This window comes from Spirillospora sp. NPDC048823 (assembly GCF_043198445.1).
Classification (GTDB): Bacteria; Actinomycetota; Actinomycetes; order Streptosporangiales; family Streptosporangiaceae; genus Spirillospora.
The window spans coordinates 85,606-101,978 of the sequence record NZ_JBICUT010000017.1; the positions used below are offsets into that span (position 1 = coordinate 85,606).

Annotated in this window: 16 protein-coding genes; 7 read left to right on the forward strand and 9 right to left on the reverse strand. The window is 70.4% G+C overall.

All coding sequences use genetic code 11. From position 1 onward, the window contains the following. Positions 1-76 precede the first annotated feature (76 nt). Together ACGFK0_RS30995 and ACGFK0_RS31000 are read left to right on the forward strand one after the other, a co-directional pair. On the forward strand, positions 77-670 hold the full coding sequence (locus ACGFK0_RS30995) for a TetR/AcrR family transcriptional regulator (RefSeq protein WP_392911252.1): 594 nt from the start codon (positions 77-79) through the stop codon (positions 668-670). Between the two features lie 160 nt (positions 671-830). Then, complete coding sequence (locus tag ACGFK0_RS31000; RefSeq protein WP_392911255.1) at positions 831-2,411, forward strand: GMC oxidoreductase; 1,581 nt, start codon at positions 831-833, stop codon at positions 2,409-2,411. Positions 2,412-2,484: 73 nt separating this feature from the next. Here the strand turns inward: ACGFK0_RS31000 and ACGFK0_RS31005 are convergent, their stop codons facing one another. Then, positions 2,485-3,363 carry a hypothetical protein gene (locus ACGFK0_RS31005; protein ID WP_392911258.1) on the reverse strand — a complete coding sequence of 293 codons (879 nt, stop codon included), beginning with the start codon at positions 3,361-3,363 and terminating at the stop codon, positions 2,485-2,487. Positions 3,364-3,466: 103 nt separating this feature from the next. Between ACGFK0_RS31005 and ACGFK0_RS31010 the strand changes: the two genes are divergently transcribed. From ACGFK0_RS31010 to ACGFK0_RS31020, 3 genes are all read left to right on the forward strand, one after another. Continuing rightward, the gene (locus tag ACGFK0_RS31010) at positions 3,467-3,946 is read left to right on the forward strand and encodes an RrF2 family transcriptional regulator (protein ID WP_392911260.1); all 480 of its coding nucleotides are present in this window, start codon (positions 3,467-3,469) and stop codon (positions 3,944-3,946) included. Positions 3,947-4,021: 75 nt separating this feature from the next. Beyond that, positions 4,022-4,465 (forward strand): carboxymuconolactone decarboxylase family protein, encoded by a 444-nt coding sequence (locus tag ACGFK0_RS31015; RefSeq protein WP_392911262.1) that lies wholly within the window; start codon positions 4,022-4,024, stop codon positions 4,463-4,465. Positions 4,466-4,519: 54 nt separating this feature from the next. Next, on the forward strand, positions 4,520-5,257 hold the full coding sequence (locus ACGFK0_RS31020) for a VOC family protein (RefSeq protein ID WP_392911264.1): 738 nt from the start codon (positions 4,520-4,522) through the stop codon (positions 5,255-5,257). 129 nt (positions 5,258-5,386) lie between these two features. On the opposite strand, the gene ACGFK0_RS31025 is transcribed toward ACGFK0_RS31020, so the two are convergent. After that, the gene (locus tag ACGFK0_RS31025) at positions 5,387-5,554 is read right to left on the reverse strand and encodes a hypothetical protein (RefSeq protein ID WP_392911266.1); all 168 of its coding nucleotides are present in this window, start codon (positions 5,552-5,554) and stop codon (positions 5,387-5,389) included. Between the two features lie 51 nt (positions 5,555-5,605). Further along, positions 5,606-6,139, reverse strand: coding sequence for a nuclear transport factor 2 family protein (locus tag ACGFK0_RS31030; RefSeq protein ID WP_392911268.1), 534 nt, complete (start codon positions 6,137-6,139; stop codon positions 5,606-5,608). 106 nt (positions 6,140-6,245) lie between these two features. Between ACGFK0_RS31030 and ACGFK0_RS31035 the strand changes: the two genes are divergently transcribed. Next, complete coding sequence (locus tag ACGFK0_RS31035) at positions 6,246-7,217, forward strand: alpha/beta fold hydrolase (protein WP_392911270.1); 972 nt, start codon at positions 6,246-6,248, stop codon at positions 7,215-7,217. Positions 7,218-7,272: 55 nt separating this feature from the next. On the opposite strand, the gene ACGFK0_RS31040 is transcribed toward ACGFK0_RS31035, so the two are convergent. The 5 genes from ACGFK0_RS31040 to ACGFK0_RS31060 all read right to left on the reverse strand — a co-directional run bounded on the left by ACGFK0_RS31040 (position 7,273) and on the right by ACGFK0_RS31060 (position 12,157). Then, positions 7,273-7,743 carry a hypothetical protein gene (locus ACGFK0_RS31040; protein WP_392911272.1) on the reverse strand — a complete coding sequence of 157 codons (471 nt, stop codon included), beginning with the start codon at positions 7,741-7,743 and terminating at the stop codon, positions 7,273-7,275. A gap of 578 nt (positions 7,744-8,321) precedes the next feature. Continuing rightward, positions 8,322-9,482 carry a fumarylacetoacetase gene (gene fahA / locus ACGFK0_RS31045; RefSeq protein ID WP_392911274.1) on the reverse strand — a complete coding sequence of 387 codons (1,161 nt, stop codon included), beginning with the start codon at positions 9,480-9,482 and terminating at the stop codon, positions 8,322-8,324. After that, on the reverse strand, positions 9,479-10,318 hold the full coding sequence (locus ACGFK0_RS31050) for a hypothetical protein (protein ID WP_392911276.1): 840 nt from the start codon (positions 10,316-10,318) through the stop codon (positions 9,479-9,481). Before ACGFK0_RS31050 ends, fahA begins: the two co-directional genes overlap by 4 nt. Then, entirely contained in the window at positions 10,315-11,517 is a 1,203-nt protein-coding gene (locus tag ACGFK0_RS31055) for a homogentisate 1,2-dioxygenase (protein ID WP_392911278.1), read from the reverse strand. Before ACGFK0_RS31055 ends, ACGFK0_RS31050 begins: the two co-directional genes overlap by 4 nt. Positions 11,518-11,617: 100 nt before the next feature. After that, positions 11,618-12,157, reverse strand: coding sequence for a MarR family winged helix-turn-helix transcriptional regulator (locus ACGFK0_RS31060; RefSeq protein ID WP_392911280.1), 540 nt, complete (start codon positions 12,155-12,157; stop codon positions 11,618-11,620). 120 nt (positions 12,158-12,277) lie between these two features. Here ACGFK0_RS31060 and ACGFK0_RS31065 point away from each other — a divergent pair, with 120 nt between their 5' ends. Next, positions 12,278-14,011 (forward strand): pyruvate dehydrogenase, encoded by a 1,734-nt coding sequence (locus ACGFK0_RS31065; protein WP_392911282.1) that lies wholly within the window; start codon positions 12,278-12,280, stop codon positions 14,009-14,011. Between the two features lie 48 nt (positions 14,012-14,059). On the opposite strand, the gene ACGFK0_RS31070 is transcribed toward ACGFK0_RS31065, so the two are convergent. Beyond that, on the reverse strand, positions 14,060-16,366 hold the full coding sequence (locus ACGFK0_RS31070; protein WP_392911284.1) for a M20/M25/M40 family metallo-hydrolase: 2,307 nt from the start codon (positions 16,364-16,366) through the stop codon (positions 14,060-14,062). Between the last annotated feature and the right edge of the window lie 7 nt (positions 16,367-16,373).

Consider the following 16,373-nt stretch of genomic DNA (forward strand, 5'->3'; position numbering starts at 1 on the left):
GAGGCTGCGGGGGCCCGGCTCCCGAGGGTGCGGCCGGCCGTGACCGGCCGGTGCCGGTGCGAGAGCTGGGAGTCGGATGGCGGGCAAGGAGCAGCGGGGCGGCGCGGCGCCGGAGCGGGTGCTGTCCGCCGCCCTGAACCTGTTCTCCCGGCATGGTGTGAGCGGGACGTCCCTGCAGATGATCGCGGACGAGCTGGGAGTGACCAAGGCCGCCGTCTACCACCGGTTCCAGAGTAAAGAGGAGATCGTCTGGGCGGTGGTCGCGCCGGCGCTGGAGCGGCTCGCGGAGGTGGCGCGTGAAGCGGAAGCGCAGCCACGGCGTTCCCGGCAGGTCGGGACCGCCCTGGCGGGCGTGGTGGACCTGGTGGTGGAGCACCGGCGAGTGAGCGCCATCATCCTGACCGATCCCGCTGTCAGCAGGCTCGTTCGCGGGCATCCCGTCCTGTACGCGCTGGAGGAGCGCATCAACCGCGTTCTCGCCGGCCCGGAGCCGGACGCCGAAACGCTCGTCGGCGCCGCCATGCTCAGCGGGGGGCTGATGGCGGCCGGTCTGGATCCCCGGCTGGCCGACCTGGACGATGACACCCTGCGCCGCCATCTGCTGGACACCGCTCGCCGGCTGATGCGTCTGCGACCCCTTCCCCGCGCACGCACCGCGACGGAGTTCTGATAGCCGATCGGCTATCGATTTACTAGCCGATCGGCTAGACGTTGGGGAGTCGGCTCGGTTACGCTCCTCCGCGTTGTGACCCGCCGGTAACCCACTGATCGGTGCCCATGTGAAGGCCTCGGGCACTGACCTTCCGCTCCCTGCCCGAACTGGAGGGCCCATGTCCGCGTTGAGCCGCCGTTCCCTGCTCGCCGGCGCCGCCGCCACCGCAGGGCTGGCCGCCGTCGGGCCGCCGCCCGTCCACGCCGCCGCGCGGCGCCGGGTGCCGGTGACGCGCGAGGAGCATCGCGTCGTGATCATCGGCTCCGGCTTCGGAGGGGGTGTGACGGCCCTCCGGTTCGCGCAGGCCGGGGTGCCGTGCCTGGTCCTGGAACGCGGCGTGTGGTGGCGCACCGGGCCGAACGCCGAGACGTTTCCGCACGCCATGTCCCCCGACCAGCGCATGTTCTGGCTGGGATCGACCCCGACGATCCTCGGTGTCCCGGTACGGCCCTTCCCGCCGTACACCGGGCTTCTCGAGCAGGTCCCCGGCAACGGAATGGACATGATCGTCGCAGCGGGCGTCGGCGGAGGATCACTGGTCTACCAGGGCATGACCCTCCAGCCCTCCGAGAGCGTGTTCAACGCCACGCTGCCCGAACAGCTCGACTACACCCGGATGGACCGCGTCCACTACCGGCGCGTCGCGCGCATGCTGCGCATCGAAACGGCGCCGGACGCCCTGGTGAACAGCGGCACCTACAAGGCGTCGCGGATCTTCGCCCGGAACGTCGAACGAGCGGGCCACCCCCTGTCGAAGATCCCGATGCCGATCGACTGGGACTTCGCACTGCGCGAGCTGAAGGGGGAGATGAAGCCGTCCTACACCAACGGCGACTGCGCCCTCGGCGTCAACAACGGCGGCAAGCACTCGGTCGACGTCACCTACATCGCCGCGGCGCTGGCCACCGGCCGGGTGACCGTCGCGACGCGGCACAACGTGACCGACGTCGCCATGACGGGGGACGGCCGCTGGCAGGTCTTCGTCGACCGCATCGGCACCGACGGGACCGTGCTCGAGAAGAAGATCATCACCACGAAGGGCCTGGTCATGGCGGCCGGTACCGCCAACACCACCAGGTTGCTGATGCGTGCGTCGGCCAAGGACCAGATCCCGGACATGCCCGACGGCCTGGGCACCGGCTGGGGCTCGAACGGCGACCGCATCTACGTCTGGACGAACTTCGCGGACGAGTTCGGCATGCCCCAGGGCGGGCCCGTCGTCTACGGCAGCAAGGAGTGGAGCGACCCCGCGTACGCCAACACGGTCATCCAGGCGTCCCTCCCGCCGCTGCCCGACATCAGGTCCACCATGATCGTCGGTTATGGCGTGAGCTCCGGCCGGGGCCGGTTCGTCTACGACTCCGCCAAGGACGACGCCGTGCTCCACTGGCCCCGCGACGCCGACGCCGCGCTGGCCGAACGCATCCACCAGCGGGTCGCGGACATCGCCGGCCCGGCGTCCCTGCTCATCGACACGACCGCGGCCTACCCCTCCACCTGGCACCCGCTGGGTGGAGCCTCGATGGGGACGGTGTGCGACCTCGCCGGCCGGGTCCGGGGACACCGCGGCCTCTACGTGCTGGACGGCGCGCTGATACCCGGCACCACCGCGGGCTGCAACCCCTCGATGACGATTGCCGCGGTGGCCGAACGCGCGACCGACGAGCTCATCGCCCGCGACGCGGGCGTGGTCTTCTGACCTGACGCCGCGGCGCGTACGACCGCGGGCAGCGGAGAAGCCGCACCGCGGAAGTCGCCGGCGGCGCTGCCGGTCATTGGCAGTGGAACGTCACCGGGTGCCGGTGGTCGGCGGAGCAGCCGAAGAAGCCGCCATGGCTGTAGCGGCCGATCTCCAGGCCGGTCGGTTCCTTGGCGGCCCAGTAGGCGTCGTCGGCGCCGCTGTCGAGGTCGGCGTCCTCGATGGGCCTCCAGCGGGGCGGGCCGCCGTCGTGGTCGGACTCGCCGCCCCATTCGGAGCTGTCGAGTTGCAGGATCAGGTGGGCGGGAGCGCCGCACTGCCCGCACGTCGGCGGGTCGCCCATGTCGGTGACTTCCCAGGACATGCCGCCGCCCAGTTTGCAGCCGGACGCGATCGACAGGCCGTACTGGTACGCGGGATAGTCCGTCCTCCAGTCTTCGAGTGCGTCCCGGAGCTCCCGGGGGAGCTCTTCGTGGTACGGGTACTCGGTGATCGGCTCAGGGTCGAGGACGCAAGGGGTCGGGACCAGCCACTCCGCTTCGACCATGTGAGGCGCCGGTGGGTCGGCGAGGACCGCGGTGACGTCGGCCGCGCGGCGCCATCGCACACTGATCGTTTCGTCCGGCCAATAGGCGTCGTGGTTGGGGCACCACAGGATCTGCAGAAGATCGCTTCCCTGCGGGAACGGGTAGGCGGTGACGTCGGCCGCGTACACCTGCGCGATCGGCACCATCGCGACCGGCGCCTGGGGGGACCCCCCACGGCCGTGCTGCTGGTCGCAAAAGGGCCAGGGCTCGTCGGCGGGCCACCGCAGCGGCCCCCCGATGCTGCTGTCGTCCGGGGTCGGGTTGCCTCGCCGAGGATGCAGGCGGACGGCGGTACGTGCGTAAGCGGCCAGCCCGGGAATGTCTTCGGTGATGTCCATGATCGGCGGACGAGTCGTGTGCGGCATGCGGACATCTTCGTACCCGGCCCCGACAGAACGGTCTGGTCCCTGAGCCTGGGTGCCGGAGTTGCGGGATACATCCTGGATGTTTAATATCCAGATTGTGCGGATGAGTGAAGGCGTCGAGTGGGCGCTCCACAGCTGCCTCAACCTGACCTGGCTGGAGCCGGGTGAGGCGGTGACGGCGGCGCGGCTGGCGAAGTTCTACGAGCTGCCCGCGGCCTACCTGAACAAGCAGCTGCAGGCGCTCGCCCGCGCCGGGATCCTCGCCTCCACGCCGGGGCCGCGGGGCGGCTTCCGGCTCGCACGAAGGGCGGAGGACATCACGATGATGGACGTGGTGACCGCGATCGAGGGATCGGACGGCGCGTTCCGCTGCGAGGAACTCGTCCGGCGGGGGCCGGGGGACCATGAGGGCGTCGACTACCGCCAGACCTGCGCCGTCTCCCAGAGCATGCGGCGGGCGGAACTCGCCTGGCGGAGGGAACTCGCCGGAGTGACCATCGCCGACCTCAAGAAGACCGTGGAGCGGCGGAACCCGGCCGTGCCCGGCAACACCCGCAACGGGTTCGCGAACCTGCGCACCTGATCTCCTGTTCTGCCCCACCCGGACCGTCGTCCATCCCAATTCTAGATATCCAACGTCCAGATCAAGGAGAGCATCATGCAAGCACGTATGAACATCGCGAAGACCGCCGCCGCCGGATACAAGGCGATGTTCGCCCTGGAGTCGTACGTCGCGGGCAGCGGCCTCCCGCAGACCACCCTGTACCTGGTCAAGCTGCGGGTCAGCCAGATCAACGGCTGCGCGTTCTGCGTGAACATGCACGCCCGTGACGCGAAGAAGGCCGGTGAGACCGACGAACGGCTCTGGTCGGTGGCGGCCTGGCGCGAGGCGCCCTTCTACACCGACGAGGAGCGGGCGGCGCTCGCGCTGGCCGAGGCGTCCACGCGGATCGCCGACAACCCGGCCGGGGTTCCGGACGACGTCTGGAACGAGGCCGCCGACCACTACGACGAGGAGTCCCTCGCCGGCCTGGTCATGGCGATCACCGCCATCAACGCCTGGAACCGCATCAGCGTCACCGTCCGCAACCCCGCCGCCTGATCCGGAACCGCCATGCCGCACTCCATCACCGGCCCCCGCCTATGATCGGGCGGCATGGTGCTACGGCTTGTTCAGGTGAACGTCAAGGCTCGCGATGACGCGGCGCTCGGCCGGTTCTGGGCGGAGGCGTTCGGCTGGGACGTCTCCAGCGAGGGACCCGGTGTGACCAACCTCGAACCAGAGGGCGTCGACTGGCCGGACCCCGCCGCCTTCTACATGGATCTCGTCTCCGTCCCGGATCCCGAAACGGTGAAGTACCGGGTGCACCTCGATCTGGCCACCACCTCGGCGGCCCATCAGGCGGAGTTGGTCGCGCGCCTGAAGGACCTCGGTGCGACGCCCGCGGATGTGGGCCAGGGCGACGTCCCGTGGACGGTTCTGGCCGACCCGGAGGGCAACGTGTTCTGCGTCCTGGAGCCGCGGGAGATGTACCGGGACACCGGGCCGATAGCCGCGGTGGTGGTCGACTGCGCCGATCCGCGTGCCATGGCCCGGTTCTGGGACCAGACGTTGAACTGGACCCTCCACGAAGTGACCGACGATCATGCGGTGCTGCGTTCCGCCGACGGTTCCGGGCCGTATCTGGAGTTCCTCCGCAAATCCGGCGCGAGGGCATGGTGGAACCGCGTCCATCTCGACCTGCTGCCGGATCCCATCGATGACAAGGAGGCGGAGGTGACCCGGCTGCGGGCTCTCGGCGCCGCCGACATGGACCTTGGCCAGGGCGACGTTCCGTGGACGGTTCTGGCCGACCCGGAGGGCAACGAGTTCTGCGTCCTCGGCCGCCACTGACCCTCTCGACCAAGGCTCCTTCGGTGGGCTATTCGTTTTGCGCCACTTGATGATCATGAGAACGAGTCCAGTGTCTTGGCGATGAAGGCCCGGGATGCCTCGACGGTCAGTGAGGACATACCGATTTGGTCATACCGTATCGCCTGTTCCTGGATATTCGATCGGGCTTCCCGTCAACCCGGTCAGGCGCGTGACCATCTCGCTCTGCCGGGCGCTCTTCGCGGGGTTCAGCATCAGGTCGGTGCCGAACGCAATGTTCACACCGTGGTCGAGAGCCCACCGGAAGGTGCGCTCCACTCCCTTGCACACCTGGCGGTTCTTCTCGGCCGAGGCCGTTTAGAAAAACGTTTACAGGCCGCGGGAATCCTGCTGCTCGATGCGGCAGCCGTCGCCGATCGGACGGGTGATCGCCCAGAAACGGCGGAAATGGCATTTCGACATTTTCCAGCGGCCGTCCTCGACCACGTACTCGTCGTCGTACTCGCCGGTGCTGACCGTCTCGGTGCTGTCGAGCATGTTCACCTGGCGGAACTTCAGCGTCCAGCGGCCCGAGGCCCGGTCTTCGCCGTGGACGGTGATGTCCGGGTGCATTCCGTGATGCATGTCGAGGATCACGTGCTTCCCGTCGACCTGCCGCAGGGCGATCCGCTCGAACACCTCGGCGATGCCGTCCGCGTCGTCGAAGGTTCCGAGGCGGTCGAAGTCGATCGAGGCGCCGGACGCGATGAAGCAGGCCCGGAACTCCTTCGGGTCCTTGGTGTCGCAGGCCCGCAGGTAGCGATGCTTGAGGGCCTTGATCTCCTCGATGGCCTCCAACCGGGCGATGCGCGCGGCGAGGTCGGGGCTCGGTGGCTGCGGCATGGTGGCTCGACCCTCCGCCATGGGGGACGTCCCGTCCAGCGATGTCCCGGTGAACGGGAAGGCCGGCCACCGCACCGGGACCGGACGCCGATGATCGTTGCATCTGACTCCGGCGGAAGAGGTCGGCATGAGCCCTGGAGAAGGCCGCCACCACCTGGTGGACGCCGGTGACATCGCCCTTCACGTGGTCGAGCAGGGGCAGGGGCTCCCGGTGGTGATGTGCCATGGCTTCCCGGGCCTCTGGTACAGCTGGCGGCATCAGCTTCCGGCGCTGGCGGCGGCCGGGTACCGGGCCATCGCGGTCGACATGCGCGGGTACGGGCGGAGCGGCCGTCCCGCCTCGCCGGCGAGCTATGACCGGCGGCATACGGTGGCCGACATGGTCGGACTCCTGGACGGGCTGGGCATCGGCGATGCCGTCTTCGCCGGACACGACTTCGGGGCCGCCCTCGTCTGGGACCTGCCCCAGTGGGCTCCGGGACGGGTCAAAGCGCTGATGCAGCTCAGCGTCCCGCGCATGCCCGTTTCGGGGCGTCCGCCTACCGAGCTGTATGCGCGGATGGCCGAAGAGCACTTCGTCCACGTCCACTACTTCCAGGAGGAGGGGCCCGCCGATGAGGAACTGGGCTCCGACCCAGAGCGCTTCCTGGCGAACGTGTTCTGGGCGCTCAGCGGCGGATACCGGTACCTCGACATCTGGCGGCACTCAAGCGAAGGCAACGGATACCTCGACGTCTTGCCGGAAGCCCCACCCCTGCCATGGCCGTGGTTGTCGCGGGACGAGTTCGCCTACTACGTGGACGAGTTCCGCCGGACGGGCTTCACCGGCGGCCTCAACTGGTACCGCGCCTACGACCACGTCTGGAACGAGAAGCAGACGCGTCCGGACGAGCCCGTCACCGTCCCGACGATGTTCCTCGTGGGGGAGCGTGACCCCGTCCTGCAGATGATGGGTTCCGGTGCGTTGAACCAGATGGAGGAGCTGGTGCCGGGGCTCCGGCGAACCCACGTCATCGACGGAGCCGGACATTTCGTGCAGATGGAGGCCGCCGGCGAGGTCAGCGCCGCCATGATCGCTTTCCTTGCGGGCCTGGGGTAGGCCGGCGCCGAAAGGGTGGCGCGGCCCATGGCCGGCCGCGACCGGAGCCGCCGGGTCAGCAGGGGCCGTCGTTGAGTGACGTGATGATCGGATTGTTGAAGGGCTGGTCACCGCGGTGGTGCGGCTGGTTGTCGAACGTGAGGGTGAGGCAGACGGGGTTCTCGCCCTTGCGGTTCGTCAATTCGTACTGGTCGTCGCCGACGGCACGAATCTTCACTTTGCCGTCGCCTTCGGCTTGCACGACCTCGTTGAGGTCGGATGTCGAGCCGAACGACGAGCGGAGATCGGCGATCGTGCCCTGGTCCAGGCGGGTCTCCAGGGTTTGTGCGACCACCCTCACTCGCGCGGTGGAGTAGTCGTTCGCGTTGTCGGCGGCCTTCACGATGCCCGCGATGCCCAGGAACATGATGGCGATCACGAAGAACGCGACGCGCTGCATACCGAGTGCGGTGTCGGACGGCTCGTTGGCCTCCGGATTCCGGTATCGCCAAGCGGTGGTCTTCCACCAGACCTTCTGCTGGTCCATGCATCCGAGGACGACCAAGCCGGCCGCGATGACCAGAGCGAGGATGAACAGAGCGGTCACGGCCGGCCCTCCCGTTGGTGGTTACACCGCAGGGACGCCGCGGAGCGCGATCCGGTTCCGTCAACGCGGCCTGTCCACCGGTAGCAGCCGGGGAGGAGGGCAGCCCTCGAAGGGAAGTCCGGATCTCGGCCTCGACCTCGTCGGCGGCTCCGATCGGCCGCAGGACGATGCCAGAACTGCTTCGATCGAGGAAGAGAAGCAGGGGGATCATGCCGCCGAGGTTTCCCGGCTCGCTGCAGGCTTTCCCGGATTGTCCCAGCATCGTCGCCCATGCCGAGCCTCTCGGGTACGGCGTCGAGTTCGCAACCGTCCCGGCTGCGCCGGGACGGTCCTGACCGAGTCCAGATTCCTCCCCGGCCTGAACTGAAGGCCGGAGCATCCTCCGGAGGATTAGGTGACGTGGGCTTACCTTCCCTCTCGCACGCCCAGGGCACCTGTTGAATTCAAGAAGCGGTCGACTTTGCGTCCTTATGTCGGTCCGGCTCCGGGGTCGGTCGCACAGAGGTGCGGTCTTTCCGTCAGCGGGCGGGGAGGATGTGGCCCTGGACGTCGCCGAAGCCGATGCGGGTGCCGGGCGGGCCCGGGGCGGTGGCGGAGATGGCCACCTCGTCGCCGTCCTCCAGGAATGTGCGGGGTTCGCCGTTGACCTCGACCGGTTCCTTGCCGCCCCAGGTGAGTTCGATGAAGGCGCCGCGCTGGTCTTTGGCCGGGCCGGAGACCGTCCCGGACGCGTACAGGTCACCGGTGCGGGACGAGGCGCCGTTCACCGTCATGTGCGCGAGCATCTGGGCCGGTGACCAGTACATCTCCCGGTAGGGCGGACGGGAGACGACCTGCCCGTTCCACGTGACCTCCAGGGAGAGGTCGAGGCCCCACGGGTTCTTCTCGCGCAGGTACGGGAGGGGTTCGGGGTCCTGCGGCGGGGTGGGGACCCGGGCGGCCTCCAAGGCGAGGAGGGGGACGACCCAGTGCGAGACGGATGTCGCGAAGCTCTTGCCCAGGAACGGGCCGAGCGGCACGTACTCCCATGCCTGGATGTCGCGTGCCGACCAGTCGTTGACGAGGACGACGCCGAAGACGTGTTCGGAGAAGTCGTCCGTGGTGACCGGGGTACCGAGCGGGGAGCCGGTGCCGACGACGAAGCCGACCTCGGCCTCGATGTCCAGGCGGCGCGATTCGCCGAAGTCGGGGGCGGTCTCGCCCTTGCGCTGGCCGGTGGGCCGGACGATGCCGGTCCCGGACGGCACGACCGTCCCCGCGCGGCCGTGGTAGCCGACGGGGAGGTGTTTCCAGTTCGGCATGAGCGGTTCGGCGCCGGGGCGGAAGAGGCGCCCGAGGTTGGACGCGTGGTGCTCGGACGCGTAGAAGTCGACGTAGTCGGCCACCTCGAACGGCATGTGCATGGTGACCGCGTCGACGGGGTGGGTGGCCGCGTCCGGCACGTCTTCGGAGACGAGGTCGAGGATCTGTTCGCGGACCTCGACCCAGCGCTCGTGCCCCTGCGCCATGAAGGGGTTGAGGGACGGCGCGGCGAAGACGTCGTCCAGGACGGTGAGGTCCACGACCGTGTCGGCCACGCGGACGCCTGCGCGGGGGGCCGTCCCAGGCGTGGAGAACACGCCGTAGGGGAGGTTGGCGAGCCCGAAGAGGGAGTCCTCGGGGATCGCGATGCGGGTCATCGGGAGGTCTCCTGGAGCGCGGACGCGAGCAGCCCGAGGTCCGCGAGTTCGGTGAGGGGGTCGGTGATGCTGCACGTCCCGAAGGACTGGAAGTACGCGCGGGCGGCGACCGTCCTGCGGTCGCCGAGCCGCGCCACGCGGGACGCGACGGACCGGGCGTCGCGGTCGGCGAGGATGGCGGCGAGGTCGCCCACCGGGCGGCCGTCGAGGGCGGCGTCGGTCGCGAGCAGCAGGTTGAGGAAGCCGTGCTGGTGGAAGCCGGTCTCCCGGTCGGTGTTGCGGACGGGGTGGTGGAGCCCCGCGGTCGCCTTGAACGGGACGCCGGCGTCCACCACGGCGAGGATCGCGGCGGCGAGTTCGTCGGGGCCCGGGTACAGGTTGGCCTTCACGCCTCCGGTGCGGAACTTCGCGCGGTGCCCGCGGGCGGCGATCGCGGAGATCATCGCGGGGCGGCGGGCGTCCCTCGGCACCTCGACGTAGAGGGGGACGTCGACGCGGCCGAGCACGCGGAAGAACTCGTCCGGCCCCATCCCGGTGGGGACGGCGACCTCCAGCCCGCGCAGGTCGAGGGGCAGGTCGGCGGCCGTCGCGAGCGCCTTGGCCGCCTCGCACGGCCCGCCCGGCGCCGTGATCGACAGGTCGAACGGATCATTGTCGGTGAGCAGCCGGTCGAGTTCCCTCAGCGCGGTGGCCGGGAGGACGAGGGGGCCGACGAGCGCCGCGTACGGGGCCGACCGGTGGTGGCGGTGGGCCGGGACGGCTTCGGCGAGCGGCGCGAGGCCCGGCGGGAACACGGCCGCGTCGTCGCAGAGGCCGAGGGCGAACGCGGGGATCATGGCCGCCTCGCCCACGTCCAGGCGTAGGCCTCGTCTTCGCAGGCCAGGGCACCTTCGCCGAGTTCGAGTGGGTGGAACGTGTCGACCATGACGGCCAGCTCGTCGAAGAACTCGACGCCGATGCTGCGCTCGTACGCGCCGGGCTGCGGGCCGTGCGCGAGGCCGCCGGGGTGGACGGAGACGGAGCCCTGCGCGATGCCGGAGCCCTTGCGGGCCTCGTAGTCGCCGCCGCAGTAGAACATGATCTCGTCGGAGTCCACGTTGGAGTGGTAGTAGGGCACCGGGATCGACAGCGGGTGGTAGTCGACCTTGCGGGGGACGAAGTTGCACACGACGAAGTTGTGCCCCTCGAACACCTGGTGTGCGGGCGGCGGCTGGTGGACGCGGCCGGTGATGGGCTCGTAGTCGTGGACGCTGAACGTGAACGGGTACAGGCAGCCGTCCCAGCCGGCGACGTCGAACGGGTGCCGGGCGTAGGTCATGCGGGTCCCGGTGATGCCGCGTGAACCGCGGTGCTTGACCAGGACGTCGACGTCCGTGCCGTCGGACTGGAGGGGTTCGCCCGGGCCGTGCAGGTCGCGTTCGCAGTACGGGGAGTGCTCAAGGAACTGGCCGTAGCGCGACAGGTAGCGCTTCGGCGGCGCGATGTGCCCCACGGCCTCGATCGCGTAGGCGCGGAGGGGCTGGTCTCCGGTGGGCAGCCAGCGGTGGGTCGTGGACGTCGGGATGATGACGTAGTCGCCCTGCTTGGCCGACAGCGTCCCGAAGACGGTCTCGACCGTGGCGGTCCCGGACTCGATGTAGACGATCTCGTCGCCGGTCGCGTTGCGGTACAGCGGCGAGTCGGCGGCGGACACGACGTACGACAGGCGGACGTCGTTGTTGCCGAGGATGAGACGCCGCCCGGTGACCGCGTCGGTCTCGGCCCACGTCTCCTTGGGGAAGAGCTCGTGCAGCTTGAGGTGGCGGGGCTTGAGCGGATGATTCGGTGTCGTGGAGGCGTCCGGTATCTCCCATGCCTGCGAGTCGACGATCGCTGACGGGATCTCCCGGTGGTACAGGAGGGACGAATCGGACGAGAAGCCCTCCTCGCCCATCAGTTCCTCGAAGTAGAGCCGCTCGCCGCCGTCCCCATCGCTGTGGCGATGCTGGGTGTGGCGTTTCGGCGGGACGTGGCCGACCCGGCGGTAGTGGGCCATGCTCCTTCGCCTCCGATGATTAACGCATTAACTACTTTGTGCCGACACTACGACTCTTCTTCCGTCCAGGGAAGGGCCCAACCACTCGCCGGGCCCGGAGTCAGCTCCGTTCGCGGACGTCGAACCGGTCCCGGCCGGCGATGAGCTTGTCCAGCAGCATGATCAGCATCTGCCGCTCGGTCTCGGTGAGCACCCCGGCCCACTGCCGCTCCCGCTCGTTCTGCGCGGCGAAGATCTCCAGCATCGCCTCCCGGCCCCGCTCGGTCAGCGACAGGATCACCGAACGGCCGTCGCGCTCCCCCGGCGTGCGGACCATCATCCCGTCCGCGATCAGCGTCTTCGCCAGGTTGGACACCGCGGCCCGGCTCATCCCCGCCAGCGTGGCGGCCCGTCCCGGCTCCAGCGGTCCCGCGAGCCAGGTGACGAACAGCAGCCGGAACCCCGCCCACGAATGCCCGCGCGGCCGGTGCACCGTGGACTCCAGGTCGTAGGTGACGATCGCCGACGCCCGGTTGAGGGTCAGCAGCAGCCGGGTCGCGAGCGGATGCGGGAACCCGAACTCCTCCGAAAGCCGGCGACCCGCGAGATCGACGAACGACCAGAAGTCCAACCCCTCGCTCTCACCCTCCGTGGCCGTCACCGCGGACCTCCCGAATCTGGTTCATGGATTGACCATTTAACCCCGGCGGGGATTCGCGTGTCAGGGGGAGATCACCGGGCATCTCCCGGGGCGGGAAGCGGAACGTGCTCGGGAGGGACGATGGCGACCGTCGCCGACCAGTTCATCGAGGTGCTGCGGCAGGCCGGCGTGCGGCGCATCTACGGGGTCGTGGGCGACAGCCTCAACCCGGTCGTGGACGCCGTTCGCCGGACGGGCGGCATCGACTGGGTGCACGTCCGCAACGAGGAGGCCGGGGCGTTCGCCGCCGCCGCGGAGGCGCAGGCCACGGGGAGGCTCGCGGTGTGCGCGGGAAGCTGCGGCCCCGGCAACACGCACCTCGTCCAGGGCCTGTACGACGCGCACCGGTCGGGGGCGCCGGTGCTGGCGCTGGCGTCGCAGATCCCCAGCGTGCAGATCGGCAGCGGCTACTTCCAGGAGACGCATCCGGAGCGCCTCTTCACCGAATGCAGCCACTACTGCGAGGCGATCAGCACCCCGGAGCAGATGCCGCGCGTCCTGCGGACCGCGATCCAGCACGCGGTGGGGCTCGGCGGCGTCGCGGTGCTGACGCTCCCCGGCGACACGGCGAGCAAGGACGCGGCGGTCCCCACCGGCGAGCACGACTTCCTCGTCCGCAAGGGGATCGTCCACCCGCCGGCCGACCAGGTGGCGCAGCTCGCGGGGGCGCTGAACCGGGCGCGCAAGGTGATGCTGTTCTGCGGCGCCGGCGTCCAGGGCGCCCACGCTGAAGTGATGCAGCTCGCGCACAGACTGCTCTCGCCGATCGGTCACGCGCTGCGCGGCAAGGAGTGGATCCAGTACGACAACCCGTTCGACGTGGGCATGAGCGGTCTCCTCGGCTACGGCGCATGCTACGAGGCGACACAGGAGGCCGACCTCGTCCTCCTCCTGGGCACCGACTTCCCGTACGACCAGTTCCTGCCGGGCAAGAACACCATCCAGGTGGACGACGACCCATCGAAGCTGGGCCGCCGCACACCGCTCGACCTCGCCGTCCACGGTGACGTGGGGGAGACGCTCCGGCTCGTCCTCGACAAGGTCGAGCAGAAGCGCGACCAGTCGTACCTGGACGAGATGCTGAACCGCCACACACGCGCGCTGGAGAACGTCGTCTCCGCCTACACGCGCGACATCGAGAAGCACACCCCGATCCACCCCGAGTACGTCGCGAGCGTCCTGGACGACCTCGCCGCCGACGACGCGATCTTCACCGTGGACACCGGCATGTGCAACGTCTGGGTCGCCCGCTACATCACCCCCAACGGACGCCGCCGCGTGATGGGCTCGTTCTCCCACGGCTCCATGGCGAACGCGCTCCCGCACGCGATCGGCGCCCAGTACGGCGCACCCGGACGGCAGGTCGTCTCCGTCTCCGGCGACGGCGGCCTCGCGATGCTGCTCGGCGAACTCCTCACGGTCAGGCTCCACCGGCTCCCGGTGAAGATCGTCGTGTTCAACAACGCGTCCCTCGGCATGGTGCGCCTCGAAATGATGGTGGACGGCTTCCCCGCCTACGAGACCGACCACGAGGCCGTCGACTACGCCGCGATCGCCGAAGCCATGGGGATCGACTCGGCCCGCGTGGAACGCCCGTCCGACGTCCGCACCGTGATGGAACGCGCCCTCGCCGCCCCCGGCCCCTACCTCCTGGACGTCGTCACCGACCCGAACGCCCTGTCCCTCCCGCCGCGCATCACCGCGCAGCAGGTGAAGGGCTTCGCGTTGTCCGCCGGCAAGACCGTCCTGACCGGCGGCGTCGGCAAGATGCTCGACCTGGCCCGCAGCAACCTCCGCAACATCCCCCGGCCGTGACCGCCGTCACGCGGGGCCGCGCCGTACCCCGCGGTCCGGCGTTGCAGGTCATGTTCCGCGTCTCAGGGAGGTGTCCAGCCGGTACGTGCGGGTGATGGCGGTGAGGTCGCCGTCCTCGCGGGTGGAGGGGATGATGCCGTCCGGCCGGGGCGTCCCGTGCAGGCCGGGGAGGCCAGGGGTCTCGGCGATCGCGGTGACGCGGCCGCCGCCGGGCACCCGCACGGTGATGACCGCCCCGGTGCGGGGCAGGCCGCGGAAGCGGACCTCGCCGGGCCAGGTCCGCCGGCGGGTTCCGCGCACGGTGGCCTTCGCGCTCCCCGCGCGCGGGACGGCCGCCGTCGCCTCGGTGATCGGGCGCTCGAACCGCAGCGTCACCGAACGTGCCCCCTTTCCCGCGGCGACGTGGAGCTTGTAGGTGTCGCCCGCGTGTCCGAGGACGGTCACGTCCGGGGCGGCGGCGGTCACCAGTGGCGCCGGGCCGGTCCAGAGTGGGCCACGGGCGTAGCCCGGCGGGAGTTCCCCGGTGTCGCGGACGGGCACGAGCTTCCGCGTCCAGGACGGCGGGGCGCTGTCGCCGCTGACCCAGTGCGCGGCCTGGGTATCGGCATCACGCACGTAAGCCAGGTGGGTACGGCGCGGGTGGGTTCGGTCGAAGGTGTCGAAGGCGAGGCCGGCGACGATGAGCGCCGCGGACGTGGCGAGCGCCGCCGCCGGGACGACCAGGGTGGTGCGGAGCCTCGGAGCAGGGAGGACGAGCTCGACGATCGGGAGCAGCGTAAGGCCGAGCAGGGCGATCGCCAGCGCGGGCACCCCGGCCAGGGCCAGACCCATCCCGTCGAAGACCGCTTGGGCCCAGACGGGGAGCAGCAGCGCCGGGACGGCGACGCCCGCACCCAGCGCGATGCCCCGGCCGCGCGGGAGGAGGACGGCGCCGAGCCCGCCGAGTGCGGCTCCGAGCGCGGGCAGCGTGCACAGGAACGCCGCACCGGGCGCGACGACGGCGAGCAGAACGCCGAGGCCGGTCGGCCAGGCGAGCGCGCCGACCGCGAGCGCGGCCGGGCCGAGGCGGCGCCGCAGTGGCAGGTACCACAGCAGCAGCGCGAACCCGGTGATTGCGGCGACGGCGCAGCGGTACGGGACGGGACGGTGCACGAGCCCGCCCATCTGGTCGTAGGCGGGACGCACACCCGCCAGGACCAGCCACACCACCTCCGCCAGCACGATCGCCACGATCAGCGGCACGATCGCGGAGAACGCGGCGAGCGCCGTGCGCGGGAGGCTGAGCAGCCGCCGCGAGCGGGCGGCGGCGACCAGCCCGGCGAGCGCCAGGACCGACGCGCCGGCCAGGACGCCGGCCAGCGCGCCCGGGTACACGACCATGAGGCCGGGCAGCCTGAAGTAGGTCACGTCGTTGCCGGTGTCCAGCTTCGGGATGTCGGCCTTCCCGAATGTCCGGGCGAGGCCGAGCATGGTGGCGCCGTGGTGCTGGAGGCTCCCGCGATCGAGGTTGGCGATCGAGTCGGTGGCCGTGTGGTAGTGCGAGCCGTGCTGGATGTAGGCGAAGTTCATTCCCCGGTACCCCGCCTTGGACAGCGGGGTGAAGTCGGTGTTGTTCGGCAGTGCCCGGTAGATCTCGACCATCGAGGAGTCGCCGTGGGGACGTGGCGCCGCGTCCGCGAACGCCCGCACCAGGCCCGCGTTGTCGCGGGAGGTCTCGAACATCAGCGAAGGACCGCCGGTGCCGCGCGCCTCGAAGTTCAGCAGCACGCTGTGCCGGGGCGTCGGATGCCGCCGCACGTACGCCTCGGCGCCGAGGACGCCGTCCTCCTCGCCGTCGGTCAGCAGCACGACCACGTCGTTGCGCAGAGGGCCGGAGGCCCGCAAAGCCCGCGCGGTCTCCAAGGCCGCCGCGACGGCCGCGCCGTCATCGGACGCGCCCGGCCCCATCGCCGCGGAGTCGTAGTGCGCGGCCAGCAGCACCGTGCCGGTGGAGGCGGTGCCCGGCAGGGTCGCCACCACGTTGTCCACCCTCCCGAACGTCGCGAGGCCGGGCGCCGATCTGGCGCCCACCGCGCGCTGCACGCGCACGTCGAAACCCTCGGCGCGCAGCCGCTCGACTGCGTAGTCGCGGGTACGGGCGGCGGCCGGGCTGCCCAGCGGCCTCGGCTCGGTGGCGAACCGGACCAGGTGCTGCATCGCGCGGTCGGCGCTGAACTGCTCCGCCGGGGTGGACGCGGGCCGGGGAGGCGGCGGCCCGCCGGCCGTCATCGCCACCGTGATGACCGCACCGACGGCCAGCGCCAGGAGCGCACCGGCCAGAGCCCGGCGCGGAAGATCGATCAACTTATCCGTCACGGCGACG